Origin of the sequence: Streptomyces sp. NPDC005805 (assembly GCF_040630445.1) — a bacterium.
In the GTDB taxonomy this organism is placed as follows: Bacteria; Actinomycetota; Actinomycetes; order Streptomycetales; family Streptomycetaceae; genus Streptomyces.
Genome location: NZ_JBEXXN010000015.1, coordinates 98,785 through 125,756 on the forward strand (window position 1 = coordinate 98,785; position 26,972 = coordinate 125,756).

Genomic DNA, 26,972 nt, shown 5'->3' on the forward strand with positions numbered 1-26,972 from the left:
CGAGCTCCGCGTCCGCGCACTCCGCCCCAACCGGGCGGAAGCGGCGACCGCCCCGATGAGACGACCTGAGAAGGACTGAAACGTGAACATCCGCTCCCTCACTCGAGGCGACGGCGTGGTGATCGGAGCAGCGGTGTTGCTGTTCATCGCCTCGTTCCTCAACTACCTGGACTTCGGCGGGGACGAGGCGCCGAACGCCTGGGACAGCCTGGGCACCGCCCTCGGCCTCTACCTGGTCGGCGTGCTCGGAGCGGCGCTCATCGTGCTCTCCCGCACGCAGCCGCAGCGCAAGGTCGCGGGTATCGACCTGGGCCAGTTCGGCATCGCCGCCACGATCATCGTCGCCTGGACCTTCTTCTGGACGATCGTGGACCTGGACCGGATCGACGCCGGCGCCGGTCTGATCCTGGGCCTCATCGCCTCCCTGCTGCTCGCCGCCGCCGCGGTCGCCACCCCGCTGGTGCCCGCCCTCAAGGCCCCGCTCGTCGGCGCCCCGGGCCCGGCGGCCCCGCAGCCGTACGGCGGCCAGCCGCAGGGCGGCTACGGCTACCCGGGCGCCCAGCAGCCCTACGGGGCCCAGCCGGGCCAGCCGCAGCCGTACGGCGCGCAGCCGGGTCAGCCCGGTGCCGGTCAGCCGCAGGGCGGGGCCCAGCCCGGCCCGCAGGCGGGTGGCGCCCCGGCGGACGCGTCGAAGGGCGGCGCCCCGTCGGACTTCTCACCGTTCTGGTTCGCGGTGCCGGTGGCCCGTCCGCTGTACGGCGAGGACGGTTCGCAGACGCCGGTCGCCGAGCTGGCGCCGGGCACCTGGTACCTCGCGGTCGAGCAGCGCGGTCAGGGCCTGGTCGCCCAGACCCAGGACGGCCGCCGCGGTGTCCTCCAGGACACCTCCGGCATCCAGCGCGGCTGATCGCGCCCGCCCGCCCGTTCCGCACCCGCGGCCCCCGCCCCTCACCGGGCGGGGGCCGCGGGCGTTTCCGGGGCGGCGGGCTTGTACGGGGCCGGTCAGCCACCGAGTTGGGAGACGGACGGGACCTTGTCCTCGACCGGCGCCCCCGCGCTGCTCCCCGCCTCCTTGACGCTCTTGATCACCGACTCGAAGGAGGCCACGTCGCCCGCGCCCGCCTCGCCCTTGCGCAGCTTGGTCCCGAGCTCCTTGAGCTGCTCGATGCCCGCGGTCAGCGGCGCGACCGCCTTGGCGAGCAGCGGGTCTCCCTTGGCGTTCTCGGTGGCGGCCTTGAGCCGGTTGTAGGCGAAGGTGCCCGCGAGACCCGCCTTGACCAGGGCGAAGGTGCGACCCTCGGCGCCCTTGGCGAACTTGCCCTCGCGGTACGGCTTGACGATCCACTGGTAGGTGGCGCCGGCCGCGAGTCCCGCGTTGGCGACGAAGCGGGTCTTGGCGAACTTCTGCTGCTCGGCGGAAGCGGAGACGGAGGCAGCGGGGCTCGCGCTCGCCGCCGCGGTGCCGCTGCCGCCGTCGTCCCCGCCGCAGGCCACGGCGGAGGTGAGCAGCGCGGTGCAGAGCAGCAGGGCGGTGAGGGCCCGGCGCACCGGCCCGGCGGGACGCGGGGACACACGCACGGGCGTGGGCTCGGGCACGGGGACCTCCAGGGGCGGGCGCCAGGGCGGCGGGCTGCCTCCGAGCCTCCGCCCGCCGGTGCCGCCCGGCCATCCGGGCTCACCCGGGCGGGGGACGGCCGTGGCCACCGGGTTTCCGCCGGAAGCCTTCACAGAACGGCGCGTTTCACAGGGTCACAAGGGGCAAGACGCGGGACATGACAACACGGACGAGAAGTTCCTCCACCGCGGGCCGCGTCATCGCGATCGTCGCGGACGTCATGGCCTTCGTGATCCTGCTGTGGATCCTGATGTATCTGCTGGACGCCAACCGCGCGAACGACTTCGTGGAGTTCATCCGCGACTGCGCGCGCTTCCTGGCGGGCTGGTCGCACGACCTCTTCACCTTCGACGAGGAGTGGGCGCGCGTCGTGGCGGGCTACGGTCTGGCCGCGGTCGTGTACCTGTTCATCGGGCACGCCATCGCGGGGCGGCTCCGCCGCGCCTGAGGCCGGGTGCGCCCGAGCCGGGCGGGCCCGCCACGGCCCGGGCGCGGGGCCCGGGCCGGGCGTCAGGCCGAGGCGGGCCGGTCCGCGTCCGCGTGCCCGCAGCAGTCTCCGGTCAGCCCCCGCGGCAGCCGTTCGCCGCCGAAGACCTCCACGGTGGCCTCGTCGCCGCCGAGGGCGGCCACGGCGAGCAGCAGGGAGCCCGCGGTCCAGGTGGTCAGCTCCTCGGGCCAGACCGCCCGTTCGCCCTCGAAGACGTAGCCGGTCCAGTACATGCCGCCCTCGGCGCGCAGGTGCCCGATCGAGCGCAGCACGTCCAGGGCGCGGTCGGACTCGCCCACGGCCCAGAGGGCGAGGGCGAGTTCGCAGCTCTCGCCGCCGGTGACCCAGGGGTTCGGCAGGACGCAGCGCACCCCGAGGCCGGGGACCACGAAGTCGTCCCAGCGCGCCGCGATGCGCTCCTTGGCGGCCTCGCCGGTCAGCGCGCCGCCGAGGACCGGGTAGTACCAGTCCATCGAGTAGCGGTCCTTGTCGAGGAACCGCTCGGGGTGGCTGCGGATCGCGTGCGCGAGGGCGCCGGCGGCGAGTTCCCAGTCGGGCTGGGGGTCGCCGCGCTCCTCGGCCGCCGCCAGGGCGCAGCGCAGGGCGTGGTGGACGGAGGAACTGCCGGTCAGCAGCGCGTCGTTCACCGCCGTGCCGTCGTCCTCCCGCTTCCAGCCGATCTGCCCGCCGGGCTGCTGGAGGGCGAGGACGAACTCGACCGCCGCGTACACCACGGGCCACATGCGCTCCAGGAACGCCTCGTCGCCCGTGCTGAGGTAGTGGTGCCAGACGCCGACGGCGACGTACGCGCAGAAGTTGGTCTCCCGGCCCCGGTCGGTGACGTCGTGCGCGTCGCCGTCCCGGTAGGCCGCGTACCAGGAGCCGTCCGGGTTCTGGTGGCGGGCGAGCCAGGCGTAGGCGCGGGCGGCGGCCTCGTGCTCGCCGGCCGCGTCCAGGGCCATGGCGGCCTCGGTGTGGTCCCACGGGTCGAGGTGGTGGCCGCGGAACCAGGGGATCGCGCCGTCCTCGCGCTGCGCGGCGAGGATGCCGGCCACCGTCTCGGCGGCCTGGTCGGCGGTGAGGACCCCGGGCAGGACCAGGTGGTCGGTGCGTCCGGGGCTGGTCACGCGGCGGCCTCGGGCAGGCGGGGCTTGGTGGCGTAGACGACGAAGCTCTTGCCGATGAGCGGGTTGAGGGCCTGCTCGGCGACCCGGGTGGCGAGCGGCTTCTTCATGATGTCCCAGACCAGCAGCTTGTGGTACGCCTTCACCGGCAGGGCCTTGTCGTTGTCCACGCCGAAGGCGCATTTCAGCCACCAGTAGGGCGAGTGCAGGGCGTGCGCGTGGTGGGTGCCGTAGGGGCGCAGGCCCGCCTCGCGGATGCGGCCGAGGAGTTCGTCCGCCTTGTAGATGCGGATGTGGCCGCCCTCGACCTCGTGGTACGCGTCGGAGAGGGCCCAGCAGACCTTCTCGGGGCCGTAGCGCGGCACGGTGACGGCGATCCGGCCGCCGGGGCGCAGCACGCGGACCATTTCGGCGAGGACGCCCTTGTCGTCGTGGATGTGCTCCATGACCTCGGAGATGATCACGACGTCGAAGGACTCGTCGGGGAAGGGGAGGTTGAGGGCGTCGCCCTCCATGGCGGTGGCGGTGGCCCCGGCCGGGGCCTCGCCCGCCTCCTTCATGGCGGCGAACCACGTGGCGACCTCGCGGATCTCCTCGGCGTTCTGGTCGAGGGCCACGACCTGCGCGCCCCGCCGGTAGCACTCGAACGCGTGCCGGCCTGCGCCGCAGCCCAGGTCGAGCACGCGGTCGCCCGGTGCGAGCGGGAAGCGGGAGAAGTCGACGGTCAGCACGGGGGTCTGCCTTCCTGCGGGCGGAGCTTCAGGGGTGGTTCGCGGTTCGGTTCGACGGCTGTTCTGTCTTCGACGGGTGTTCTGTCAGCGGGTGCGGGCGGCGCCCCGGGCGGCGACGGCCTCGCGGTAGCGGGCGGCGGTGCCGATGGCGGCCTGCTTCCAGGTGAAGCGGGCGAGCACCCGCTCCCGGCCGGCGGCCCCGAGCCGGGCCCGCAGCTCCGCGTCGCCCAGGAGGCGGCGCAGGGCGGCGGCGAGGGCCTCGGAGTCGCCCGGCGGCACGGCGAGACAGGTCTGACCGTCGGGTCCGGCGACCTCGGGGATCGCGCCGCCGGTGGTCGCGACGAGCGGGGTGCCGGTGGCCATGGCCTCCGCGGCGGGCAGCGAGAAGCCCTCGTAGAGGGAGGGGACGCAGGCGATCTGGGCGCTGCGGACCAGGTCGACCAGCTCGGCGTCGGTGATGCCCTTGACGAACTCGACCGCGTCCGCGAGGCCGTGGCGCTCGATCAGCCGGGCGACCGGGCCGTCCTCGGCGCGCTTGCCGACCACGACCAGGTGCGCGTCCGGCCGCTCGGTGCGCAGCTTGGCCAGCGCCTCCACCAGGTGCACCAGGCCCTTGAGGGGGACGTCGGCGCTGGAGGTGGTGACGATCCGGCCGGGGACCTCGGCGACGGACGGGTCGGGCGAGAACAGGTCGGTGTCCGCGCCGATGTGGACGACGTGAATCCGGTCCTGGCGGACGCCTAGGTGCTCGGTGATCTCCTGCCGGGAGGAGCCGGAGACGGTGAGCACGGACGGCAGACGGCGGGCGACGCGCTTCTGCATCCGGGTGAAGCCGTACCAGCGGCGCACCGAGAGGCGGCCGGTGAGGTTCTTCGCGGCGTCGAGGTCGAGCCGGCGGTCCACCGTGATCGGGTGGTGGATAGTGGTGACCAGGGGCGCGCCGAGGTCGCCGAGGAGGCCGTAGCCGAGGGTCTGGTTGTCGTGGACGACGTCGAACTCGCCCCGGCGGGCGCGGAGATGGCGGCGGGCGCGCAGGGAGAAGGTCAGGGGCTCGGGGAAGCCGCCGGTCCACATGGTGGCGACCTCCAGCCGGTCGACCCAGTCCCGGTACTCCTCGCGCTTCGGGGTGCGGAAGGGGTCGGGCTGCCGGTAGAGGTCCAGGCTGGGCAGCTCGGTGAGCGGCACGCCCTCGTCGAGGACGGGGTAGGGCTGGGCGCCGATCACCTCGACCCGGTGCCCGAGGCGGGCGAGTTCACGGGAGAGATGGCGGACGTACACGCCCTGGCCGCCGCAGAACGGGTTCCCCTTGTAGGTGAGGAGGGCGATGCGCAGGGGCGCTTCGCCGTCGGCGGCCGTGCCCGCACGGGGGCCGATCTCTATGGCCTCTGCGGTCACCCACGGCCCCCTTCTCGCTGCGTCCCGCCGGAGCGTAGTCGGTCGCGCTAATCTAGAACAAGTTTCAGACTTGATCGTTCAAGAGCTTCGAATCTACCGGCAGGTAGCGCAACTGTGACCGGCGGATCAGGTGATTCGCACCACGGCGGAGACGCGGCGCGCGCGGGGTGCGCGGCGGCACGGGAGACGGGGACGGCAGATGGCAGTGGACGCCGGATCGGACACGAGACCGGGGGCTCCGGCGGGGGCGGGTTCAGGGGCGGGCGCCACGGGCTCGGGGGCGGTCGCGGGCTCGGGGGCGGACTCGCCGCCCCTGACCGAGCGGCAGGAGGAGCGCCGCCGCCGCATCCTGCGCGCCAGCGCCCAACTCGCCGGGCGGGGCGGCTTCGACGCGGTGCAGATGCGGGAGGTCGCGGAGGCGGCCGGGGTCGCGCTCGGCACGCTCTACCGCTACTTCCCGTCCAAGGTGCACCTGCTGGTGGCGACCATGCAGGACCAGCTCCAGCGTCTGCACACCACCCTGGCCAAGCACCCGCCGGGCGGGGACTCGGCGGGCGAACGGGTCGCCGCGACCCTGATGCGCGCGTTCCGGGCGCTCCAGCGGGACCCGCACCTCGCGGACGCGATGGTCCGGGCGCTCACCTTCGCGGACCGCAGCGTGAGCCAGGAGGTGGACACCGTCTCCCGGCAGACCACGGCGATCATCCTGGAGGCGACGGGGCTGGAGCGGCCGACCCCGGCGCAGCTCGCGGCGGTCCGGGTCATCGAGCACACCTGGTACTCGACGCTGATCACCTGGCTCTCGGGCCGCGCGTCGATCGCGCAGGTGCGGGCGGACATCGAGACGGCGTGCCGGCTGGTCGACCTGGCGGAGCCGGCGGAGGCGCCGGGGGCGCCGGGCGCGTCCGGCTGACGGGACGCATAGGACGCCGGGCGCGTCCGGCCGGCGGGGGCCGGCGGGGGGCCTCGGCGCGGCCCTCGCGGAGCCCAGCCCCTGCGGGCCGGGCCCCAGGTGACCGGCCGGTACAGTGAGCGGGTCGTCATCATGCCCGTACGGGGGGAAGCCGGTGCGAATCCGGCGCTGACCCGCAGCCGTCAGCCCAGGTGTCCTGGGTGAGCCGGAATGCCCCGTGCGCGGTCGTGACCGGCTCGTGTCACCGGCAGCCCGCCGGTGGCCGGCACCGTCGAGGCATACGGAGCCGGAGCCCGGTGCCCTCGCGCGCCTGTGCCCGGATCCCGCCGGGACCCGCAGGAGAGGCACAGAACCCCATGACCACCGTCCGCCGCGGCGCAGCCGCGTTCGCCGCCGCCGCCGTGCTCGCCACGGCCGCCGCCCCGGCCGCCGTCGCCGCGCCCTCCCCCTCGCCGTCCCCGTCGGTCGCGCTGCCGTCCGGCCTGTACGGCACGGGGGACCCCACGTACGACGGGGTGTGGCGGCAGTCCCTGGCGCTCCTCGCGCAGGACACCGCCGGGGTCGTGCCCGCGGCGAAGGCCGTGGACTTCCTGACCGGCCAGCAGTGCGCGGACGGCGGCTTCGCCTCGTACCGGGCCGACGTCTCGAAGCCGTGCGACGCCGAGCTGCCGCGCGACACCAACGCGACGAGCGCGGCGGTCCAGGCTCTGGCGGCCCTCGGCGGGCGGGACGCGGCCGTGACGAAGGCCGTCGACTGGCTGAAGTCCGTGCAGAACGAGGACGGCGGCTGGAGCTACAACCCGGGCGGCGGCAGCGACGCGAACTCCACCTCGGTGGTCGTCGGCGCGCTCGCCGCGGCCGGGCAGAAGCCGGCCGAGGTGACCTCCAAGGGCCGCAAGACGCCCGACCAGGCGCTGGAGACCTTCGCGGTCCGGTGCGGCGGGGAGAACGGCGGCGCGTTCGTCTTCCAGAAGGGGACGCCGGGCGCGGTGGGCGACTCCACCGCCGCCGCGGTGACCGCCCTCAACGGCGACGGGTTCGTGGTCGACCCGGTCAAGGACCTGGGCGAGGACACGGAGTGCCGCAAGGGCGCGGCGAACGAGACGGCCGCGCACAACGGCGGTGTCTTCCTGGCGAAGAAGCTCGCCGCGACCGGGCACCTGGACACCGCGCCGATGCCGGGCGCGGAGGACGCCGACCCGCAGCCGGACTTCGGCAACACCGCCGACGCGGTGGTGGCGCTGACCGCGCAGGGCATGGCGAAGCAGGCCGAGAAGCCGCTCCAGTGGCTGGAGAAGAACGGCGCGGGCTGGGCGAAGCAGGCCGGTCCCGCGGCGTACGCGCAGCTGGTGTTCGCCGCGCACGCGAGCGGCGCCGACCCGAAGAACTTCGGCGGCACGGACCTGGTCGCGGCGCTGAACGCGACCGGGCCCGCGCCGCAGGGCGGGGCGGACGCGTCGTCCGGGAGCCCGTCCGCGTCCGCCGACTCCGGCAAGGACGAGGCGAGCGACGACGGCGGCTCGATGTCCACCTGGTGGATCGTCGGCGTCTTCTTCGTCGCGGCGGTGGGCGTCGGCTTCCTGTTCAGCGGGCGCCGGAAGTCGCGGTCCTGATGCGTCGCCGCCACCGCCTCGTCACGCGCCTGGGCGTCCTGGGGCTGGGCGCGCTGCTCGCCGTGCTCCTGGCCGCCCCGGCGCAGGCGGCCGGGTACCGCTACTGGTCGTTCTGGCAGGCCGACGGCACGGCCTGGCGGTACGCGACCGAGGGCCCGGCGACCGCCCGCCCGGCGGACGGGTCGGTGGACGGCTACCGCTTCTCCGTCAGCCGCGACAGCGCGGACGCGGCGAAGCCGCGGCGGGCACCGGAGTTCGCGGCGGTGTGCGCGGACACCCCGGCGAAGGAGGGCACCAAGCGGGTCGCCCTCGTCATCGACTACGGGACGCCGGCGGACGCGCCCTCGGGCGAACGCCCGCCGGCCCTGCGCACGGCCTGCGCCCGGGTCGCCCCGGACGCGACCTCGGCGGAGGCGCTGGCGTCGGTCGCCAAGCCGCTGCGGTACGACAGCAGCGCGATGCTGTGCGCGATCGCGGGCTACCCGTCGAAGGGCTGCGGCGACCAGGTCCCGGACGGCCCCTCCTCCGCGCCCGCCCCGGCCGCCTCGGGGGACGCCGCGTCCGACCCGGCCGCCTCCGGTGACGAGGGCGACGGCGCGGGCCCGACGGTGGGCGTCGTCGCGGGCGCGGCGGCGGTCCTCGCCCTGGGCGGCGCTGCGCTCTGGCGCGCCCGCCGCCGCGCGGGATGACGGGCGGGGCGGGCCCCGGCCCGGACAACGGAACACGCCCGGCTTCCGACCGGGCCACCCCCGGCCCGGGCAAGCCCGCCACGCCCGCGCCGGGCGACCCGTCCGAGCCCGAACCGGGCTTCGGCCCGGGTGACGCGAGCCCCAGCGGGGCGGCGCAGCGCGCCGCAGGAGGCGGCGAGCCCTCCGCACCCGGGCCGGACACCGCACGACCCGCCGCCGAGGCACGGCCGAGCCCCGGCAAGCCCCGCCCGGACAGGGCGGCCCAGCCGGGCCCGGGCCCGGGCCCGGCCGACCCCGAACCGGGCTTCGGCCCGGGGGACGCGAGCCCCAGCGGGGCGGCCCAGCGCGCCGAAGGCCGCGAGGGCGCGTATCGGACCGTGCGGCGGTACGGAGCTCGCGAGGGCGGGACGGACGGGGGCGCAGCCCCCGTCACTGCTCGCCTGCCGCGCGCCGTGCGCGCGCTGCGCGCGCCCGTCGCGAGCCGGAGCAACGCGGTGCACGCCGGGGCCTGGTGGCTGTGGGCCGTGGGGCTGGCCGTCGCCGCGTCGCGGACGACGAACCCGCTTCTCCTCGGGCTGATCGTCGGCGTCGCCGGATACGTCGTCGCCGCCCGCCGCACCGACGCGCCCTGGGCCCGTTCCTACGGCGCGTTCGTCAAGCTGGGCCTCTTCGTCATCGGCCTGCGCGTCCTGTTCTCCGTGCTCCTCGGGTCCCCGATCCCCGGCGCGCACGAGCTGTTCACGCTCCCCGAGGTGCCCGTGCCCGACTGGGCGGACGGCATCCGGATCGGCGGCCGGGTCACCGGTGAGCAACTGCTGTTCGCCCTGTACGAGGGCGCCAAGCTCGCCACCCTCCTCATCTGCGTCGGCGCCGCCAACTCCCTCGCCAACCCGGCCCGGTTGCTGAAGTCCCTGCCGGGCGCGCTCTACGAGGCCGGCGTGGCCGTCGTCGTCGCCATGACCTTCGCGCCCAACCTCGTCGCCGACGTCCTGCGTCTGCGCACCGCGCGCCGCCTGCGGGGCCGGCCCACCGGCGGGGTGCGGGCCGTGGCGCAGATCGCGCTGCCCGTGCTGGAGGGCGCGCTGGAGCGGTCCGTCGCCGTCGCCGCGTCGATGGACGCCCGCGGCTACGGCCGCACCGCGCAGGTCCCGCCCGCCGTGCGCCGCACCACCAACGTCCTCACCCTGGGCGGCCTGCTCGGGGTGTGCGCCGGCTCGTACGGGCTGCTCGCGGCGGAGGGCGCGCGCTTCGGCGTCCCCCTGATGGCCGCCGGGCTGCTCGCCGCCGCCGGGGGCCTGTGGCTGGGCGGACGGCGGTCCGTCCGCAGCCGGTACCGGCCGGACCGGTGGGGCGTCCGGTCGTGGCTGATCGCCGCGTCCGGCGCGGCCGTCGCCGCGCTGATGATCCGTGCCGCGACCGTCGCCCCGGACGCGCTGCGCCCCGGCGTCGTCCCGCCCACCTGGCCCGAACTGCCCTTGTGGCCCGCGCTGTCGGTGCTGATCGGCCTGCTGCCCGCGTTCGTCGCGCCCCTCCCGCCCAGCCCCACCGACCCCGTTCCCGTTTCCGCCGCCTCCGAGGAGTCGACCCCGTGATCCGCTTCGACGACGTGACGGTGACGTACCGGGACGCCGGCGCGCCCACCCTGGAGCGGCTGGACCTGACCGTCCCGGAGGGCGAACTCGTGCTGCTGGCGGGCCCGTCGGGAGTCGGCAAGTCGACACTGCTGGGCGCCGTGTCCGGGCTGGTCCCGCACTTCACCGGCGGCACCCTGCGCGGCCGGGTCACCGTCTGCGGCCGCGACACCCGCACCCACAAGCCGCGCGAACTCGCCGACGTCGTCGGCACGGTGGGCCAGGACCCGCTGGCGCACTTCGTCACCGACACGGTGGAGGACGAGCTCGCGTACGGGATGGAGTCGCTGGGCCTCGCGCCGGGCGTGATGCGGCGGCGCGTGGAGGAGACCCTCGACCTGCTGGGCCTCGCCGAGCTGCGGGAACGCCCGATCGCGACGCTCTCGGGCGGGCAGCAGCAGCGCGTCGCGATCGGGTCCGTGCTGACCACGCACCCGCGGGTGCTGGTCCTCGACGAGCCGACCTCCGCGCTGGACCCGGGCGCGGCGGAGGACGTGCTGTCGGTCCTCCAGCGGCTGGTGCACGACCTGGGCACCACGGTCCTGATGGCGGAGCACCGGCTGGAACGGGTGGTGCAGTACGCGGACCGGGTGGTGCTGCTGCCCGGTCCGGGCGAGGCGCCCGTCGTCGGCGCGCCGGCCGAGGTGATGGCGGTCTCGCCCGTCCACCCGCCGGTCGTGGCGCTCGGCCGCCTCGCGGGCTGGGCCCCGCCGCCGCTCTCGGTGCGGGACGCGCGGCGCCTGGCCCCGCCGCTGCGGGAACGCCTGGCGGGGCTGACCCCGCCGTCCGCCCCGGCGGGCCGCGCCCTGCCCGCCCACCCCCCGGGCCCGGGGTCCGGCCCCCGCCCGGGCCTCCTCCGCCGCGCGGTCACCCGCCTGCGGCCGCCGCCGTCGTCACCCGCCGGGGCCGGGCGGGAGGCCGAGCGCACTCCGGAGGCACCCGGCCCCGCCCCTGCCCGCGTGCGCGGGCTCGGGGTGCGGCGCGGGCGGGTGGAGGCGCTGCGGCGCGTGGAGCTGACCGTCGGCGCGGGCGAGACCGTCGCGCTGATGGGCCGCAACGGCGCCGGGAAGTCCACCCTGCTCGGCGCCCTCGTCGGCATGGTCGAGCCCACCGCCGGTTCGGTGAGCGTCGGCGGGCACACCCCCCACCGCACGCACCCCCGGGAGCTGATCCGGCACGTCGGCCTGGTGCCGCAGGAGCCCCGGGACCTGCTGTACGCGGACACGGTCGCCGCCGAGTGCGCCGCGGCCGACGCCGACGCGGGGGCCGGGCCCGGCACCTGCCTGGCCCTCGTCGCCACGCTCCTCCCCGGCGTACCGGACGCCACCCACCCCCGGGACCTGTCCGAGGGGCAGCGCCTCGCCCTCGCTCTGGCGATCGTGCTCACCGCCCGCCCGCCGCTGATCCTGCTCGACGAGCCGACCCGCGGCCTGGACTACGCGGCGAAGGCGCGCCTCGTCGGCGTGCTGCGCGGACTCGCCGCCGAGGGGCACTCCATCGTCCTCGCCACCCACGACGTGGAACTCGCCGCCGAACTGGCCCACCGGGTGGTGATCCTGGCGGACGGGGACGTGGTCGCCGACGGCCCGACCGCCGAGGTCGTCGTCTCCTCGCCCGCGTTCGCCCCGCAGATCGCCAAGGTGCTGGCCCCGCAGAAGTGGCTGACCGTGCCCCAGGTGGCGGCCGCGCTCGCGTCGGCCCCCGCCCCGGAGGACGACCGGTGACCCGCACCACCCCGCCCGACTCCCCCGTGCACGCCGTCCGCGCCGTGCGCGCCGTCCGCCTCGGCCCGCGTTCCGTCGTCGCCCTGGCGCTGGTCAGCGCCGTCGGTGTCGTCTTCTTCGGCTGGCCGCTGCTCGCCGACTCCGGCTCGGAGCTGACCGCGCACGCGGGCGACGCGCCCTGGCTGTTCGGCGCGCTGCTGCCGCTGCTGGTCGCCGTCGTCGTGGCGACCGTCGCGGACAGCGGCATGGACGCCAAGGCGGTGGCCATGCTCGGCGTCCTCGCGGCGGTGGGCGCGGCCCTGCGCCCGATCGGCGCGGGGACGGCCGGCCTGGAGCCGATGTTCTTCCTGATGGTGCTGAGCGGCCGGGTCCTGGGCCCCGGCTTCGGGTTCGTCCTCGGCGCGGTGACCATGTTCGCGTCCGCGCTGCTCACGGGCGGGGTCGGGCCGTGGATGCCGTTCCAGATGCTGGCGATGGGCTGGTTCACCATGGGCGCCGGGCTGCTGCCGGGCCAGGACCGCATCCGGGGGCGGCTGGAGCTGGCGATGCTCGCCGCGTACGGGGCGGTGGCGGCCTTCGCGTACGGCACGATCATGAACCTGTACGGCTGGACGATCGTGCCCGGGATGGCGTCCGGGATCTCCTTCCAGGAGGGCGCGCCGCTCCACGAGAACCTGGTGCGCTTCCTCGCGTACTGCGCCGCGACCTCGCTCGGCTGGGACCTCGGGCGGGCGGTGCTGACGGTCGTGCTGACGCTGACCCTCGGCGCGACCCTGCTGCGCGCGCTGCGCCGGGCGACCCGGCGTGCGGCCTTCGAGGCGCCGGTCACCTTCGAGGACCCGGACCGGCCGCCTCCGGGTGAGGCGCCCCACAGGCCGCACGTCCTCCACTAGGCGGCCCCGTACTCGCCGGACCCGACCGCTCCCCCGCCCCCACCTGCGCGTTTACCCGGCACCCCGCCCAGGGCCGTTCGTCCTTTCCCCGAGCCGCGGTAGTACCGGGGGGTCGTTGCCAAGCGGCGCGGCGGCCTTTAACACTGGTCCGGTCGCAAGGCACCGCCGTGCTCCTGACGGAGCGGCGGCGCCCGTGGGCGGCCGAACCCCCCTCGCACCGGAGCGGGTCCGGCCCGCCCGGCGAGACCCCCGTCCCCGACGTCAGGAATCCCCGTTGACCCGCTCCGTCGTCCGCCGTATCGCCGACCGCCCGAAGACCGCGCTCGCGGGCTCCGCCCTCGTGCTGGCCACCACGGGCCTGGCCCTGGGCATGAATCCGGCCACCGCCTCGGCCGCCCCCGCGGCCCCGTCCGGGTCCCCCAAGGCGATCGCCCAGAAGCTGATCGGGGACGACGCGCAGTTCGCCTGCTTCGACCGCATCGTGACGCACGAGTCCAACTGGGACGTGTCCGCGACCAACCCCTCCAGCGGCGCGTACGGCCTGGTCCAGGCCCTGCCCGGCGGCAAGATGTCCTCCGCCGGCGCGGACTGGCGCACCAACCCCGCCACCCAGATCGAGTGGGGCCTCGACTACATGAAGGACCGCTACGGCAGCCCGTGCGGCGCCTGGTCCGCCTGGCAGTCCCAGGGCTGGTACTGACCCCTCCCGCCCCCACCCCGCCTCACCCGAGTGGCGCAACCCGCCCGCCTGCCGGACCATGGGCGGAACGCGACGATCCACCCCGACGCTCCCAGGGCCCCCGCCCCGCGAGCGCCGGGGCTCGCGTGTGCCCGGGCCCCCGCACGCCCGGGGGGGGCGGGCTCAGGTGCGGGCGGGCTCGGGGTCCTTCGGGTCCGGGGCGGCGTCCGGGTCCGGGGCCGGGGGCTGAGGCGTGGAGTCCGGGGTCGCGCCCCGCGCCTGCGGGACCGCGTCCGGGGGCACCAGGAGGCGGCGCGGGCCGGCGAGGACGTACGTCAGGCCGAAGCCGGCCGCGACGACCGCCGCCCCGCCGGCCGCGTCCAGGACCCAGTGGTTGGCCGTCGCCACGATCGCGCAGACCGTGAAGAGCGGGTGCAGCAGCCCCAGCAGCTTCATCCACAGCCTCGGTGCGAGGAACAGCACCACCAGCCCGCACCACAGCGACCAGCCGAAGTGCAGCGAGGGCATCGCCGCGTACTGGTTGGTGACGGCGGTCATCGCGCCGTAGTCCGGGTTCGCCAGGTCCTGCGGGCCGTGCACCGTGTCGATGTAGCCGAGGGCCGGCATCAGCCGCGGCGGGGCGAGCGGGAACAGCCAGAAGCCGAGCAGCGCCAGCAGGGTCGCGAAGGCGAGCGAGGTGCGCGCCCAGCGGTAGTCGGAGGGGCGGCGGACGTAGAGGACGCCGAGGATCGCCAGCGGCACCACGAAGTGGAACGACGTGTAGTAGAAGTTGAAGAACGCCTCCAGCCACGGCGTGTCCACCACCGCCCGGTTGACCCAGTGCTCGATGTCGATGCCGAGCGCGCCCTCGATCGAGAGGATCTGCCGGGCGTGCGACTCCGCCGCGTCCACGCTGCCGGTCGCGGCGGCCCGGATGTGCGAGTACACGGAGTACCCGACCCGGATGACCAGCAGTTCCAGCAGCAGGTTGGGCCGGGACAGCACCCGCCGCCAGAACGGCAGCAGCGGCACCCGGCGCAGCCGTGCCGGAACCGGCTGCGCGTACACCGTGGGCACGGGCCGCCGGAAGTAGGGCGAGCCGAGGCTCAGGAACGGGACCGCGACGGCGGCGGCCAGCGCCGCGACCAGGAGCGCGTTGTCCCGCAGCGGGTGCAGCGGCACCAGGTTGGGCAGCAGCATCTTGCCCGGCAGGGTGATCACCAGGACGACGAGGACCGGCCACAGCATCCGGTCGGAGGCCCGCTTGCCGACCCGGCCGACGACGGCGAGCAGCACCCACAGCAGCTGGTGCTGCCACGCGGTCGGGGAGACGGCGACCGCGACGCAGCCGGTGATGGCGACGGCGAGCAGCAACTGCCCGTCACGGGCGTAGCGGACGGCCCGGCGCAGGCCGAACACCACGACGGCGGCGGCGAGGACGAGATAGAGGGCGATCTCCAGCGGCCCGGAGAGCCCGAGGCGCAGCAGCGCGCCGTGCAGGGACTGGTTGGCGAGGCTGTCGGGCCGGTCGCCGAGCCCGGCCCCGGCCGCGTGGTGCACCCAGTACGCCCAGGAGTCGGCCGGCAGCGCGGCCCAGGACAGGGCGGTGAGCCCGGCGAAGGTGCCCGTCGCGGTGACGGCGGCGCGGCGGCGGCCGGTGAACCAGAGGAGGGGGGCGAAGAGGAGGACGGTGGGCTGGAGGGCCGCGCCGATGCCGACGAGCAGCCCGCCGGTTCTCTCCCCCCGGGCGGCGAAGCAGCCGAGGAGGACCAGCAGCACCGGGATGATGCTGGTCTGCCCGAGGTGGAAGCTGTTGCGCACCGGCAGGGACAGCATCAGCAGGCTGATGGCGACGGGCGCGGCGAGCAGGGTGCTGCGCCGGGAGACCGGCGGCGGCAGGGCGCGGGCGACGACCAGACCGAGGGCGGCGACGAGCAGCAGGGTGCCGAAGGTCCAGGCGACCCCGAGGCTCTGCTCGGCGGCCCGCGCGAACGGCTTGAGCACCAGGCCCGCGAAGGGGGTGCCGGTGAACCGGTCGGTGTCGTAGAGGGGGCCGCCGAGGTGCAGGACGCCCTGCTCGCCGACCCAGGTCTCCAGGTCGGTGAGCCGTTCGCCCGGTGGCCGGGTCAGGACGGCCGCCGCCTGCCGGGCCGCGAGCACCGCCGCCACGACCCACAGGGCCGTCCTGGCCGCACCGATCCTCGAATCCGCCGCGCTCCCGCGCACGCTGTGCTCCGCGTTCACCACGTCGCGCCGCGCCTCCCCACCATGGTCACTCCGCCGTCAGGGCGTCCACAGAGCGTCGCACCGCCCCATGGAGAAGACTCAGGCAACCCCCCATTCGCCTGACTGTCACCCCGACCACTGTCCGATTGTCGCTTCCCGGTCGCACCCGCAGGGCGGCGGCGGGCGGGAACCGCCAGGTCGGCGGCCCCGTCACAGGAGGTATGCGGGGGAACATACAAGAACGCGGGGCGCACGCGCGCCTGCTCACGGTGATCACGGCGCTGCTGGCCCTCCAGCTCGGCGCGCTGATCGCCCCGGCGCACGCCTGCGGCTGCGGCGCGATGGTCCCGGACCGGGACAGCCGGATCTCGGTGGGGCGGGAGACCTCGGTCGTCGCGTGGGACGGGCGCACCGAACAGATCGTCATGCGGTTCACGGTCGGCGGGGACGCCCGGAAGGCCGCGTGGATCATGCCGGTGCCCGGCCGGGCGGAAGTGGAGCTGGGCGACGCGGCCGTCTTCACCGAACTGGCCCGGGCCGCCGCGCCGGAGCACCGCACCCGGCACTACTTCTGGCCGCGTTCCGGGGACTGGCCGTACGAGGGGTACGACGGCGCCGGGGCCGCACCGGGCACCGGGGGCGCGGCCGGGGTGGACGTGGTCGGGCGGGAGCGCCTCGGGGACTTCGACGTCGCCCGGCTCGCCGCCACCGACCCGGACGCCCTCGGCGACTGGCTCGACGCGAACGGCTTCGACCTCCCCGACGGCCTCTCCGAGGACCTGCGCCCCTATGTGGACCGGGGCTGGGAGTACGTGGCGGTGCGGCTCGCGCCGCGCGAGGCGGACGCGGTGCTGGGCGGCACCCTCGACCCGCTGAGGATCACCTTCGCGAGCGATGAACTCGTCTACCCGATGCGGCTGTCGCGCCGGGCGCAGACCGCGCAGTCGCTGGGCCTCTACGTCCTGGCCGACCACCGGATGGAGCCGGCCTCCGCGATCGGCGGCGCCGAGCCCGAGGTGGTCTTCGCGGGCCGGGTCCCGGGCAGCGGGGCGGTCGGGGAGCTGACGGGCGGGCAGGAGCGTTTCCTCACCGTCCTGGACCAGGACTTCCCCGCCCCGGAACGGATCGACGGCGACCATGAACTGCGCCGCGCGGCGGCGGACACGGCGTACCGGGAGGTCGTGTACGAGGACGAGCTGCTGACGGTCGGCGGGGTCCCGGCCTGGCTGCTGACCCTGGCCGGGGGCGCGGGGCTGGTGGCGGCGGGGGCCGCGTGGCTGGTGCGGGTGCGCCGGAGGCGCGGGGCGGGCACGGCCGCCGGGGCCTGAACTAGGTTGGCGCTCATGACACAGGATCAGTGGAACTCCGTCGACCGCTACGTCAGCGAGCTGCTCGTCCCCGAGGACGAGGCCCTGACCGAGGCCCTCGCGGCGAGCGACGCGGCCGGGCTGCCGGCCATCGCCGTCGCCCCGAACCAGGGCAAGCTGCTGCACCTGCTGGCCCGGATCCAGGGGGCGCGCACCGCGCTGGAGATCGGCACCCTCGGCGGCTACAGCACCATCTGGCTGGCCCGCGCCCTGCCGGAGGACGGCCGGCTGATCTCCCTGGAGTACAGCCCGGAGCACGCGGACGTGGCCCGCGCCAACCTGGCCCGGGCCGGTCTCGACAAGGTCGCCGAGGTCCGCATCGGCGCGGCCCTCGACCTCCTCCCGCGCATCGAGAAGGAACCGGGCGCGGGCCCCTTCGACCTGGTCTTCATCGACGCGGACAAGGTCAACAACGCGCGTTACGTGGAGTGGGCCCTGCGCCTGACCAAGCCGGGCAGCGTGATCGTCGTGGACAACGTGATCCGCGCCGGCGCGATCACCGACCCGGCCACCGACGACCCGGCGGTGCGCGGCACCCGCGAGCTGTTCGACCTGGTCTCCAACGACCCCCGCCTCGACGCGACGGCCGTCCAGACGGTGGGCGTCAAGGGCTGGGACGGTCTGCTGGTGGCCCGGGTGGTCGGGTAGCGCGCCGACCCGCCAGGGGCCGCCCATGTCACTATCATCGATGTTACTGACATCGATGATAGTGACGCGACTCACCAGGGAGGCCGGCGATGGCGGAGTTCGTGGGACGGCAGGCCGAGCTCGCGATCCTGCGACGGGAGCTCGGCAAGGTGGCGGCCGGGGTGGGCGGAGCACGCCCCGGCAGATGCCTGATGCTGCGCGGCAGGCGGCGGGTCGGCAAGTCCCGCCTGGTCGAACGCTTCGCGGAGCAGTCCGGGGCGCCGTTCCTCTTCTTCGCGGCCACCGGCTCCTCCCCGGAGGCCGACCTGCGCCGGCTCGCCACCGACGCCGCGGCGTCCAGCCTGCCGCTGGCCGGCCTGCTCGCCGCGGCCCGGCCCGCGAGCTGGGACGCGGCCTTCGACGTGCTCGCCGCGGCGCTGCCCCAGGACCGGCCCAGCGTGGTCGTGATGGACGAGCTCCCCTACCTCATGGACCCGGACGGCGCGTTCGAGGGGATGCTGCAGCGCGCCTGGGACCGCGTGCTGGAGACCAGGCCCGTCCTGCTGGTCCTGATCGGCTCCGACCTGTCGATGATGGAGGCCCTGAACAGCTACGGCCGCCCCTTCCACCAGCGCGGGCGGGAAATGGTGCTGGGCCCGCTGAACCCCGCGGAAGTCGGCAGGATGCTCGAACTCGACGCGGCGGCGGCCTTCGACGCCGCGCTCGTCACCGGCGGCCTGCCGCTGATCTGCACCGAGTGGACCCCCGGCACCGGGCTGTGGGACTTCCTGAGCGACGCGCTCTCCGACCCGGTCTCCGCCCTGCTCGTCTCGGCGGAGCGCTCGCTGGCCGCCGAATTCCCCCAGGAGGTCCAGGCCCGTGCCGTCCTGTCCGCCATCGGCAGCGGGGAGCGGACCTTCAGCAATATCGCCAGGGCGGCGGGCGGCCTGGCCGGCACGTCGTTGCAGCGCTCGCTGACCCTCCTGGCCGAGAAGAGGTTGATCGCGGCCGAACTCCCCGTCTCGACCCGCCCGTCGAAGGACCGCCGGTACCGGATCACCGACCCCTATCTGCGCTTCTGGCTGAAGCTGCTGGGCCCCGCCCTACCGGAGATCGAACGCGGTCGCGGCGACCTCGTGCTCGCCCGTGTCCGGGAGAACTGGACGAGCTGGCGCGGCCGCGCGGTCGAACCGCTCGTCCGGGACGCCCTGGCCCGGCTGCTGCCGGACGGGCCGCTGCCCGCCGCGCCCGTCGTGGGCGGCTACTGGACCCGCACCAACGACGTGGAGATCGACCTGGTCGGGGCGGACCGCGCACCGGTCGCCAAGGAGCTGCTGTTCGCCGGCTCGGTCAAATGGCTGGACACCTCGCCGTTCGACCGCCACGACCTCGCCGCCCTGCACCGCCACCGGGCCGCGCTGAGCGACGAGCCCCTGCCGCTCGTCGCCGTGTCGCGAAGCGGGGTCGCCTGCGAGGGGCTCGACGCGGTCTACGGGCCGGAGGAGCTGCTCACGGCGTGGCCCGCGTAGGGCGCGCCTCGCGCCTGTCGGGGCGGGGCCGGTGACCGGGGTGGACGGGGCTGCGGGAGGATGGGCGGTATGAGCATCGTGAAGATCAATGTGCTGACCGTGCCGGCCGAGCAGCGGGAGGTCCTGGAGAAGCGGTTCGCCTCGCGGGCGGGGGCGGTCGAGTCGTCCGACGGGTTCGAGTGGTTCGAGCTGCTGCGTCCCGTGGAGGGCACCGACCAGTACCTCGTCTACACCCGCTGGCGGGACGAGGCGTCCTTCCAGGCGTGGATGGAGGGCCCGATGAAGGCGGCCCACCAGGGCGGCGCCGGGGCCGGTGCCGGTGGTGACGCGGGCGGGGAGCGGCCGAAGCCGGCCGCGTCCGGGTCGCAGGTGTGGTCCTTCGAGGTCGTGCAGCAGGCGGCGCCCAAGTCCGCCTGACGTCCCGCCCGTGCCGTGAGCACGGCAGAGGCCCCCGTGGTGAGCCACGGGGGCCTCTGCCGTCACCGGCGGAAGGGGGCGCCGGGGTCATGCTCCGAGCAGTCGTTCCGTCACCTCGCGGTAGGTCCGCAGGGTGAGCCGGAGCTGCTCGGTGTCGGCGGCGCGGTCGCGGGGGTCGCCGTTCCTCTGCCAGCCCGCGCGCAGGGCGGTGCGGCGCTCCTTCAGGGAGGCGAGGAGCCGCTTCTCCGCCTCGTCGAGGACGTCGGCCGCCTCGGCGACCGCGTCGCGCGGCGAGTCCACGAACCCGGCGAGCGCGTGGTGCAGGCGCTCCCCCAGGCGGTCGCGGTCGCCGTCGTCGAGCAGCTGCCCGCCGCCGGGGAGGCGGCCGTGGGCGCCGTGGCCGTCGATGCCCTCGGGGCCGGTGGTCCGGTGGCCGCCGGGGAGGGCGTCCTCGGGGCGCCGCCCCGGGGCGTGCTCGGCGCGGGGGCCGTCGGCCGTGGGCGGGGTGCCCGTGCCGTGGACGTGGTGGTCACGGCGCTCACCGCGGTCGCCGCGTTCCGCCCGGACCGTTCCCGTTTCCGCCCCGGTGCTCGTGCCCGTGCCGTTGTCCGTGGTCCCGGTGGGCCCGGCCGCCGTGTCCCGTCCGCGCGGCGCGGCGGGGGTCGCGGCGGGCGCCGGTGTGCGGCTCCCGTCGTTCCGGCCCGTGGCACCGGGGTCGTCGGAGGGTGCGGCGGAGAGCGGCGCCTTCGACAGCGGCGTCGCCGGGGGCCCGGTGACCGGCGGCGCGGGCGACGGGGAGGTCGCGGACGCCGGCGGGACGGGGGGCGGCGGCGGGGCGGGGGGCGGCGGGGCCGTGGGGTGGCCGGTGCGCTGGGCGGGCACGGCCACGTCGGGGCTCGTCCGCCCGTCGCCGGCCGGGGCGGCCGCCGCGCGGCGCGCCTCGTCGCCGCCGCTGCCCGTGGTCCACCGGTCCCGGTTCTCGCGTGCCATCACGCACCACTTCCCTTCGGCTTGAGCAGGTGACCGCGACGCCCCGCGGACTCCTTCCGCCGGTCGTGCCGGCGGGCTTCGGCGCGGGGCGCCGTACCCGGCCCGGCCTCGGTCAGGTCCTCGAACAGGGCGCGCGCGTGGACCAGTGCCTCGCGCAGCTCCTCCGTGGACGCGGACCCGGAGCGGGCCGCGTGGCGGACCGTGCGCAGGCTGTCCACATGGTGCGGGTGGTGCACGGACAGGGCGGCGAGCTGGTCCTCGGGGCTGTCGGCGGCCGGGAAGCCCCGGGTCGCGGCGGCCCGGCCGAGCAGCTGCTCGGCGTCCGCGACGGCCTGGCGCGGCGCGTCGACGAAGCGCTCCTGGAGGGTGGTCCACTGCGCGGTGTACTGCTCCCGGGCGGCCGGCTCCAGCGGCAGCGGCGTGATGCCGCCGTACCGCTCGACACGGTCGCGCAGGTCGCGGTGGGCGGCCTCGTCGTCACCGTGGTGCTGTGCGAGGGTGCGGTCGTACTCGGGGCCGAAGCGCCGCTTGAGCGAGCGCGTGCCGCTGCCCGTGCCCGTACGGGCCCGGAGCAGGACACCGGCCGCCAGCAGCGCCGCGACCACCGCCGCGATGATGAGAACTGTGGTCAGGGTCGACATGACTGCCTTCCTGGGTCGTGACTCCTGGCTGGCTGTTCGTCACTGCTTGGGAGCGCTCGACGATGCGGCTTGCCCCGTATCCGGCGCCCAAACCCGAAACCCGGATGCTCCACCCGGGCGGCGGGAGCCAGGATGTGCGCATGACGACGACAGGCACGGGGCCCACGGCGGGCGCGGAGCGCACGGCGGACGCGGGGTGGACCCTGGCGGCGGAACGGTTCGACTCCACCGACGCTCTCGCCCTGCGCCGGGACTACTACGGGGACGTGGCCGGCAGCTACTGGGGGCGGCCCGCGACGGAGGCCGAGATCGACGAGGGCCTGGCGGACGACGGCGCGGCGCTGCTGACCCCGCCCACCGGCCAATTCGTCGTCGGCCGGTGGGCGGGCGAGCCCGCGGCCTGTGGGGGCGTCCTGCTGCTGGACTCCGAACGGGCCGAGCTGACGCGGGTGTTCGTCCGCCCCGGCCACCGCGGCCGGGCGGGCGCCGGGCTGCTGCTGCGCCGACTGGAGGACGAGGCCCGGGCGCTGGGCGCCCGCCGGATGGTGCTCAACACCCGGCGGGACCTGACGGCGGCGCGGGCGCTGTACGTACGGCACGGGTACGCGGACATCCCGGCGTACCGCACGGGCCCGTACATGGAGGTCTGGTACGGCAAGGAGCTGTGAACCCAGGCGTGCGGACCGGGTCAGTCCCCGGGCCGGTTCAGTCCCCGGACCAGGTCAGTCCCCGGGCCGGGTCAGTCCCCGGGCCGGCTGCCGTCCGGGTGCCGGTCCGGGTACGCCGTCGCCGGGCGCTCGTGGTCGCCCCGGACGTGCGCGTGCGGGCCCTCCTCGTCCGAGCCGCTCAGCTCCGCGCCGAGTTCGCGCACCAGCTGCACGAGGTCGGTCGGGCGGTCCGGGCCCCACCAGTCGCCGAGGAGTTCCGCGAGCGACTCCTCCCGGGCCTCGCAGAGCCGGGCGGCGGCCTCCACCCCGCTGTCGGTGAGCATCAGGTCCAGGCCCTCGCGCCGCGCCAGGCCCCGCCCCTCGATCTCCCGGGCGGCCTCCGTGATCGAGCGCAGCGGCACGGGTGTGGTCTCGGCCAGCCGGGCCGGTTCCACGATGCCGTGGCGTTTGATGCGCAGCAGCAGCCAGCTGGAGGCGGGCAGCAGGTCGTAGCCCGCCCGGGCGGTGATCTTCTCGTAGATGTGGCGGCGGCCCTCGCGGGAACCGAGGACGGACAGGGCACGCGCGCACTCATCGCGGGAGGAACGTTCCACCGGGTTGGAGGCGACGGTCTGGCTGGCGTCGGGCGCGGTGACCGAGCCGCGCAGCTTGTCCTCCTTCAGGAACCAGGCGACGACGAAGGCGACCACGACCACCGGCACCGCGTAGAGGAAGACGTCGGTGATGGAGGTGGCGTACGCGTGGACGACCGAGGGGCGCAGCGCGGCGGGGAGTTCCGCGATGGCGCGCGGGTCGGCGGCCAGCTCGGAGGCCCCCGCGCCCGGTGGGACCCGCTGCCCGGCCAGGGCGTCGGCGAGCTTGTCCTCCAGGCGGTTGGTGAAGATCGTGCCGAAGATCGCGACGCCGAAGGAGGCGCCGATGGAGCGGAAGAAGGTCGCCCCGGAGGTGGCCACGCCCAGGTCCTCGTAGCCGACGGAGTTCTGCACCACCAGGACCAGGACCTGCATCACCAGGCCGAGGCCCATGCCGAAGACCAGGAAACAGAGGCTCATCCGCCAGTCGGAGCTGTCCTCGGTGAGGGTGTGCAGAAGGAGCAGGCCGATCGCGGTGACGGCCGTGCCCGCGATCGGGAACACCTTCCAGCGGCCGGTGCGGCTGACGATCTGGCCGGAGAGGGTCGAGGTGAGCAGCAGCCCGAACACCATCGGCAGCATGTGGACGCCCGACATGGTGGGCGACACCCCGCGCACGACCTGGAGGAAGGTCGGCAGATAGGTCATCGCGCCGAACATGGCGAAGCCGATGACGAAGCTGATGACCGCCACCAGGGTGAACGTCCGGATCCGGAACAGCTTCAGCGGGATGACGGGCTCGGCCGCCCGGCGCTCCACGGCGACGAACGCGACGAGCAGGACGGCCCCGAGCACGGCCAGGCCGATGATCTGCGGCGAGGCCCAGGCCCAGGTGGTGCCGCCGAGGGAGGCGACCAGGACCAGGCAGGTGGCGACCGAGGCGATGAGGAAGGTGCCCAGGTAGTCGATGGTGTGCTTGCGGGAGTGGGCCGGGATGTGCAGGACGGCGGCGATGACGAGGAGGGCGACGACGCCGACGGGCAGGTTGATGTAGAAGACCCAGCGCCAGCTGAGGTGCTCGGTGAAGAAGCCGCCGAGGAGCGGGCCGAGGACGCTGGTCGCGCCGAAGACCGCGCCGAACAGGCCCTGGTAGCGGCCGCGTTCCCGGGGCGGGACGATGTCGCCGACGATCGCCATCGACAGCACCATCAGCCCGCCGCCGCCGAGGCCCTGGAGGGCGCGGAAGCCGATGAGCTGCGGCATGTTCTGCGCGATACCGCACAGAGCGGAGCCGACGAGGAAGATGACGATGGCGGTCTGGAACAGCTTCTTCCGCCCGTACTGGTCGCCGAGCTTGCCCCAGAGGGGGGTGGCGGCGGTGGAGGCCAGCATGTAGGCGGTGACGACCCAGGACAGGTGGTCCATGCCGCCGAGTTCGCTGACGATCGTCGGCAGGGCGGTGGCGACGATGGTCTGGTCGAGGGCGGCCAGCAGCATGCCCAGCAGCAGGGCGCCGATGGCGACGAGTACGGTGCGCCGGTTCTGTCCCTCGCCCGGCGCCGGCGGTGTCGTCGCCGGCCTGACGTCCTGGGCCATGCGGTCTCTCCTTTGCGCGGTTGTGCGCGGTGCGCTCGGGGGTGGTGCGGGTCGGTCGGTGCGGCTTCCGTGCGGTGCGCGTGCCTCGGTGTGCTTCTGGGTGCCCTCCTCGGTGTGCCCGTGGGCGCGCTCCTGGGTGCGCGCCCCTCCATCGTGGTGGGTGGGGCGGGCTACGGCCTGCCGAGCCGGCCGCGCGCCGGGCGGCCGGGCGGCCGTGGGGTGACCGGGCGGCCGTGGGGTGGGTCACACCGCCGGAGCCCTCGCCGGGCGGCCGTGGGGTGGGTCACACCGCCGGAGCCCTCGCCGGGCCGCCGTGGGGTGGATCACACCGCCGTGCATAATGTGCGGCATTCCAAGGGGAGGGGTGCCGGTCATGACCGGAGACACATGTCAGGAGTGCGGCAGACCCGGGGCCACCGGCTCGGGGCCGGGGCCCCGCTGCGTGTGCGCCGCGTCCGCCGGATGGGCCGCCACCACGGAGCGGCCGGGGGCCCGTGACGACTGGCCCGCCGAGGCGGCGGCCTGGCACGCCGACCGGGAGGCCCGCCGCGCGGCGGAGATCGCGGCGGCGGAGGACTTCGACCCGCTGCGCATCCGCCCCTACGTCACCCTCGACTCGGAGGGCGCGGAGTTCCCACCGCCGGGCGGGGCCGCGCCGCTCGCCGCGGGCTCGTCTCCGCCCGTCTCGGGTGGCGGGACGGGCGCGGGTCCGTTCGGCCACCGGGGCCACCGGGCCGTGGACGACGAGCCGACCGCGCCCCTGCCGCCCGTGCGCGGGGACGGCGAGGACGGCATACGCGGCGCGGCGGACCGGTGGGCGCCGTCCGGGTCCGGCCGGGCCCGGGACGAGGACGGCGCGGCGGACTCGTGGTCGTACGGCCACGGCGCGCCGGGCGACGCCGCCCGAGCCGGCGGAATACCCCGCCCGCACGGCCGCACCGGCGGCCCCGCGCCGCTGCCGCCCCTGCACGCGGGCGGCGGGGCGGACGCGTGGTCGCCCTCCGGATCGGGCCCGGGTCAGCCGGAAAACGCCCGCGACGCGAGCGGCGCGGCCCCGTGGGCGCCGTACGGCCACGACCCCGCCGCGCCAGGCGCGGACCCGCACACCCCCGCCGGGCCCGGCGGCGAGCTGCCGCCCCTGCTCGGCCCCGCCGGACCCGGGACCGGTGCCGAGCCCCGGCCCCGAGCACGGCGCCGGGGCGCCGGGATCGTCGCCGCGGCCGCCGCGCTCGCCGTGGCCGGGACCGCCGCGTACGCGTCCGGGCTGTTCGCCGGGGAGGGCGAGCGGGACCGGGTGTCCATGCCCGACCGGGAGAACGGCGGCGGGCCGAGCCTCAACCTCGGCCCCGACGCGCCCTCCGCCCCCGCCTCGCCGACCGGCTCCCCCTCGGGGTCGCCCGCGCCCTCCCGGTCCGGCTCGCCCTCCCCGTCCGCGTCGGCGTCCCCGACCGCCTCGCCGTCCGCGTCCGCCACCCGGTCCGTGCCGGTGAGCAGCGCGCCGGCCGCGCCGTCGCCGTCCTCGACGGCGTCCGCCTCGGGCTCGGTCTCGGACGGGGACGTGCCGGAGACCGGGGGCGGCGACGGGGCCGAGGAACCGCCGCCGCCCGGCTTCGCGCCCGCCTCACTCAGCCGGGGCGACACCGGCCCCGAGGTACGCGACCTGCAGAAACGCCTTCAGCAGCTGTGGCTCTACTCCCGCGAGGAGCGGGCCGACGGGATCTTCGACCAGGGCGTGGAGGACGCGGTGAAGGTGTACCAGTGGCACCGCGGCATCCAGAGCGACCCCCTCGGTGTCTACGGCCCCGAGACCCGCCGCGCCCTGGAGTCCGAGACCCGGCGGCCCTGAGACGGACCGGTCCGGAACGCCACCGCACCGAACCGCCACCGCACCGATTTGGTGTTCGGGCCGCTTCTTTGTATCGTGAAGGAACAAAGTGGTTCCGCCCGTACTCCCTGACCGGCGGGCGGAGCCGCTTGTTCTCTTCTCCGGGCCCTTCTCCCGGGCCCCGCCTCGTCCCCGACGCCGCGCCCGCACCCTCCCCCGGACCCTGGAGCCCTTCATGACGGCAGCCGCCGGCCCCGCCACGCCCCTCGCCCTGACCGCCCGCGCCGTCCTGCTGGACATGGACGGGACCCTGGTCGACTCGGACGCCCCGGTGGAGCGGATCTGGCGCGCCTGGGCCGTCGAGAACGGGCTGGACCCGGACGCGGTGATGAAGGTCGCCCACGGCCGGCAGGGCCACGCGACGATGGCCGCCCTCCTCCCGGACCGGCCCATGGAGCGGAACCTCGCGGACAACCGCGCCATGCTCGCCCGGGAGACCGCCGACACCGACGGCGTGGTCCCCGTCCCCGGCGCCCCCGCCTTCCTGGCCGCCCTCGCGGGTGTGCCGCACGCCCTGGTGACCTCGGCCGATCTCGCCCTGGCGACGGCCCGGATGGGTGCGGCCGGGCTGGCGCTGCCGGAGGTCAGGGTCACGGCGGAGAGCGTGGGGGCGAGCAAGCCGGACCCGGAGGGCTTCCTGAAGGGCGCGGCGGACCTCGGCTTCGCCCCGGCCGACTGCGTCGCCTTCGAGGACTCCGAGGCGGGCATCGCGGCGGCGCGGGCGGCGGGCATGCGGGTGGTCGGCGTCGGACCGCGCGCGGCGGCCTTCGCCCCGGACCTGCATGTCGGCGACCTGACGCGGCTCACCGTGACCCCCCGCCCGGACGGCACCGTGGAACTCCGCGCCGCCTGAGAGCACACACGGAAGCGGGGCCGGACCGGGCACCCTCCGGGACCGCCTCGACGACATCGAGGGCATCGTCCTCACACACGGTCACGAGGACCACATCGGCGGGGTGC

24 protein-coding genes, 1 pseudogene and 1 riboswitch are annotated in these 26,972 nt (G+C 75.8%); of the genes and pseudogenes, 17 read left to right on the forward strand and 8 right to left on the reverse strand.

Annotation, left to right across the window (positions count from 1 at the left end):
- Positions 1–82 precede the first annotated feature (82 nt).
- On the forward strand, positions 83–907 hold the full coding sequence (locus ABZ457_RS11490) for a hypothetical protein (protein ID WP_359156462.1): 825 nt from the start codon (positions 83–85) through the stop codon (positions 905–907).
- Positions 908–1,002: 95 nt separating this feature from the next.
- Here ABZ457_RS11490 and ABZ457_RS11495 read toward each other — a convergent pair whose 3' ends face one another.
- Complete coding sequence (locus ABZ457_RS11495) at positions 1,003–1,596, reverse strand: hypothetical protein (protein WP_359156465.1); 594 nt, start codon at positions 1,594–1,596, stop codon at positions 1,003–1,005.
- Positions 1,597–1,772: 176 nt separating this feature from the next.
- Between ABZ457_RS11495 and ABZ457_RS11500 the strand changes: the two genes are divergently transcribed.
- Positions 1,773–2,063, forward strand: a complete 291-nt coding sequence (locus ABZ457_RS11500) for a hypothetical protein (protein ID WP_026278010.1) — start codon at positions 1,773–1,775, stop codon at positions 2,061–2,063.
- A gap of 62 nt (positions 2,064–2,125) precedes the next feature.
- Here ABZ457_RS11500 and ABZ457_RS11505 read toward each other — a convergent pair whose 3' ends face one another.
- The 3 genes from ABZ457_RS11505 to ABZ457_RS11515 all read right to left on the reverse strand — a co-directional run bounded on the left by ABZ457_RS11505 (position 2,126) and on the right by ABZ457_RS11515 (position 5,352).
- Positions 2,126–3,229, reverse strand: a complete 1,104-nt coding sequence (locus ABZ457_RS11505) for a prenyltransferase (protein ID WP_359156467.1) — start codon at positions 3,227–3,229, stop codon at positions 2,126–2,128.
- Positions 3,226–3,957, reverse strand: coding sequence for a class I SAM-dependent methyltransferase (locus ABZ457_RS11510; RefSeq protein ID WP_359156469.1), 732 nt, complete (start codon positions 3,955–3,957; stop codon positions 3,226–3,228). Before ABZ457_RS11510 ends, ABZ457_RS11505 begins: the two co-directional genes overlap by 4 nt.
- Before the next feature lie 84 nt (positions 3,958–4,041).
- Positions 4,042–5,352, reverse strand: a complete 1,311-nt coding sequence (locus ABZ457_RS11515) for a glycosyltransferase family 4 protein (RefSeq protein ID WP_359156471.1) — start codon at positions 5,350–5,352, stop codon at positions 4,042–4,044.
- Positions 5,353–5,551: 199 nt separating this feature from the next.
- Here ABZ457_RS11515 and ABZ457_RS11520 point away from each other — a divergent pair, with 199 nt between their 5' ends.
- The 7 genes from ABZ457_RS11520 to ABZ457_RS11550 all read left to right on the forward strand — a co-directional run bounded on the left by ABZ457_RS11520 (position 5,552) and on the right by ABZ457_RS11550 (position 13,515).
- The gene (locus ABZ457_RS11520) at positions 5,552–6,265 is read left to right on the forward strand and encodes a TetR family transcriptional regulator (protein WP_359156473.1); all 714 of its coding nucleotides are present in this window, start codon (positions 5,552–5,554) and stop codon (positions 6,263–6,265) included.
- A 144-nt stretch (positions 6,266–6,409) separates the two neighbouring features.
- Positions 6,410–6,481: riboswitch (cobalamin riboswitch) on the forward strand.
- A 140-nt stretch (positions 6,482–6,621) separates the two neighbouring features.
- Positions 6,622–7,878, forward strand: coding sequence for a prenyltransferase/squalene oxidase repeat-containing protein (locus tag ABZ457_RS11525; protein ID WP_359156475.1), 1,257 nt, complete (start codon positions 6,622–6,624; stop codon positions 7,876–7,878).
- Positions 7,878–8,567, forward strand: coding sequence for an SCO2322 family protein (locus ABZ457_RS11530; protein WP_359156477.1), 690 nt, complete (start codon positions 7,878–7,880; stop codon positions 8,565–8,567). Before ABZ457_RS11525 ends, ABZ457_RS11530 begins: the two co-directional genes overlap by 1 nt.
- Before the next feature lie 452 nt (positions 8,568–9,019).
- Positions 9,020–10,159: a CbiQ family ECF transporter T component gene (locus tag ABZ457_RS11535; protein WP_359156479.1), complete on the forward strand. Its 1,140-nt coding sequence runs from the start codon at positions 9,020–9,022 to the stop codon at positions 10,157–10,159.
- Positions 10,156–11,922: an ATP-binding cassette domain-containing protein gene (locus ABZ457_RS11540; RefSeq protein ID WP_359156481.1), complete on the forward strand. Its 1,767-nt coding sequence runs from the start codon at positions 10,156–10,158 to the stop codon at positions 11,920–11,922. The genes ABZ457_RS11535 and ABZ457_RS11540 overlap by 4 nt, the downstream gene beginning before the upstream one ends.
- The gene (locus tag ABZ457_RS11545; protein WP_359156483.1) at positions 11,919–12,815 is read left to right on the forward strand and encodes an ECF transporter S component; all 897 of its coding nucleotides are present in this window, start codon (positions 11,919–11,921) and stop codon (positions 12,813–12,815) included. Before ABZ457_RS11540 ends, ABZ457_RS11545 begins: the two co-directional genes overlap by 4 nt.
- A 274-nt stretch (positions 12,816–13,089) precedes the next feature.
- Positions 13,090–13,515, forward strand: coding sequence for a transglycosylase SLT domain-containing protein (locus ABZ457_RS11550; RefSeq protein WP_359156485.1), 426 nt, complete (start codon positions 13,090–13,092; stop codon positions 13,513–13,515).
- 162 nt (positions 13,516–13,677) lie between these two features.
- Here ABZ457_RS11550 and ABZ457_RS11555 read toward each other — a convergent pair whose 3' ends face one another.
- Entirely contained in the window at positions 13,678–15,741 is a 2,064-nt protein-coding gene (locus tag ABZ457_RS11555; protein ID WP_359156487.1) for a bifunctional glycosyltransferase 87/phosphatase PAP2 family protein, read from the reverse strand.
- Between the two features lie 200 nt (positions 15,742–15,941).
- Here ABZ457_RS11555 and ABZ457_RS11560 point away from each other — a divergent pair, with 200 nt between their 5' ends.
- The 4 genes from ABZ457_RS11560 to ABZ457_RS11575 all read left to right on the forward strand — a co-directional run bounded on the left by ABZ457_RS11560 (position 15,942) and on the right by ABZ457_RS11575 (position 19,660).
- Positions 15,942–17,048, forward strand: coding sequence for a DUF2330 domain-containing protein (locus ABZ457_RS11560; RefSeq protein ID WP_359156489.1), 1,107 nt, complete (start codon positions 15,942–15,944; stop codon positions 17,046–17,048).
- 15 nt (positions 17,049–17,063) lie between these two features.
- Positions 17,064–17,735, forward strand: coding sequence for an O-methyltransferase (locus tag ABZ457_RS11565; RefSeq protein ID WP_359156491.1), 672 nt, complete (start codon positions 17,064–17,066; stop codon positions 17,733–17,735).
- An 89-nt stretch (positions 17,736–17,824) separates the two neighbouring features.
- Positions 17,825–19,243, forward strand: a complete 1,419-nt coding sequence (locus ABZ457_RS11570) for an ATP-binding protein (RefSeq protein ID WP_359156493.1) — start codon at positions 17,825–17,827, stop codon at positions 19,241–19,243.
- A 69-nt stretch (positions 19,244–19,312) separates the two neighbouring features.
- A complete protein-coding gene (locus ABZ457_RS11575; protein WP_359156496.1) occupies positions 19,313–19,660 on the forward strand; it encodes an antibiotic biosynthesis monooxygenase in 348 nt (115 codons plus the stop codon).
- Positions 19,661–19,747: 87 nt separating this feature from the next.
- Here the strand turns inward: ABZ457_RS11575 and ABZ457_RS11580 are convergent, their stop codons facing one another.
- Complete coding sequence (locus ABZ457_RS11580) at positions 19,748–20,650, reverse strand: hypothetical protein (protein ID WP_359156499.1); 903 nt, start codon at positions 20,648–20,650, stop codon at positions 19,748–19,750.
- On the reverse strand, positions 20,650–21,291 hold the full coding sequence (locus tag ABZ457_RS11585) for a hypothetical protein (protein ID WP_359156501.1): 642 nt from the start codon (positions 21,289–21,291) through the stop codon (positions 20,650–20,652). The genes ABZ457_RS11580 and ABZ457_RS11585 overlap by 1 nt, the downstream gene beginning before the upstream one ends.
- A gap of 140 nt (positions 21,292–21,431) precedes the next feature.
- Between ABZ457_RS11585 and ABZ457_RS11590 the strand changes: the two genes are divergently transcribed.
- A complete protein-coding gene (locus tag ABZ457_RS11590) occupies positions 21,432–21,959 on the forward strand; it encodes a GNAT family N-acetyltransferase (protein WP_359156503.1) in 528 nt (175 codons plus the stop codon).
- 71 nt (positions 21,960–22,030) lie between these two features.
- Here the strand turns inward: ABZ457_RS11590 and ABZ457_RS11595 are convergent, their stop codons facing one another.
- On the reverse strand, positions 22,031–24,127 hold the full coding sequence (locus tag ABZ457_RS11595) for an MFS transporter (RefSeq protein ID WP_359156506.1): 2,097 nt from the start codon (positions 24,125–24,127) through the stop codon (positions 22,031–22,033).
- A 373-nt stretch (positions 24,128–24,500) separates the two neighbouring features.
- Here ABZ457_RS11595 and ABZ457_RS11600 point away from each other — a divergent pair, with 373 nt between their 5' ends.
- The 3 genes and pseudogenes from ABZ457_RS11600 to ABZ457_RS11610 form a co-directional block, all read left to right on the forward strand.
- A complete protein-coding gene (locus tag ABZ457_RS11600; protein WP_359156509.1) occupies positions 24,501–25,973 on the forward strand; it encodes a peptidoglycan-binding protein in 1,473 nt (490 codons plus the stop codon).
- 214 nt (positions 25,974–26,187) lie between these two features.
- Positions 26,188–26,865: an HAD-IA family hydrolase gene (locus ABZ457_RS11605; RefSeq protein WP_359156511.1), complete on the forward strand. Its 678-nt coding sequence runs from the start codon at positions 26,188–26,190 to the stop codon at positions 26,863–26,865.
- Between the two features lie 40 nt (positions 26,866–26,905).
- Positions 26,906–26,972 (forward strand): annotated as a pseudogene (locus ABZ457_RS11610) (MBL fold metallo-hydrolase); the annotation flags it as partial.

Coding starts and splice junctions, on each gene's coding strand:
- ABZ457_RS11575 (WP_359156496.1), top strand. CDS start 19,313: ATGAGCATCGTGAAGATCAATGTGCTGACCGTGCCGGCCGAGCAGCGG.
- ABZ457_RS11500 (WP_026278010.1), top strand. CDS start 1,773: ATGACAACACGGACGAGAAGTTCCTCCACCGCGGGCCGCGTCATCGCG.
- ABZ457_RS11530 (WP_359156477.1), top strand. CDS start 7,878: ATGCGTCGCCGCCACCGCCTCGTCACGCGCCTGGGCGTCCTGGGGCTG.
- ABZ457_RS11525 (WP_359156475.1), top strand. CDS start 6,622: ATGACCACCGTCCGCCGCGGCGCAGCCGCGTTCGCCGCCGCCGCCGTG.
- ABZ457_RS11570 (WP_359156493.1), top strand. CDS start 17,825: ATGGCGGAGTTCGTGGGACGGCAGGCCGAGCTCGCGATCCTGCGACGG.
- ABZ457_RS11520 (WP_359156473.1), top strand. CDS start 5,552: ATGGCAGTGGACGCCGGATCGGACACGAGACCGGGGGCTCCGGCGGGG.
- ABZ457_RS11605 (WP_359156511.1), top strand. CDS start 26,188: ATGACGGCAGCCGCCGGCCCCGCCACGCCCCTCGCCCTGACCGCCCGC.
- ABZ457_RS11595 (WP_359156506.1), bottom strand. CDS start 24,127: ATGGCCCAGGACGTCAGGCCGGCGACGACACCGCCGGCGCCGGGCGAG.
- ABZ457_RS11580 (WP_359156499.1), bottom strand. CDS start 20,650: ATGGCACGCGAGAACCGGGACCGGTGGACCACGGGCAGCGGCGGCGAC.
- ABZ457_RS11560 (WP_359156489.1), top strand. CDS start 15,942: ATGCGGGGGAACATACAAGAACGCGGGGCGCACGCGCGCCTGCTCACG.
- ABZ457_RS11585 (WP_359156501.1), bottom strand. CDS start 21,291: ATGTCGACCCTGACCACAGTTCTCATCATCGCGGCGGTGGTCGCGGCG.
- ABZ457_RS11565 (WP_359156491.1), top strand. CDS start 17,064: ATGACACAGGATCAGTGGAACTCCGTCGACCGCTACGTCAGCGAGCTG.
- ABZ457_RS11600 (WP_359156509.1), top strand. CDS start 24,501: ATGACCGGAGACACATGTCAGGAGTGCGGCAGACCCGGGGCCACCGGC.
- ABZ457_RS11590 (WP_359156503.1), top strand. CDS start 21,432: ATGACGACGACAGGCACGGGGCCCACGGCGGGCGCGGAGCGCACGGCG.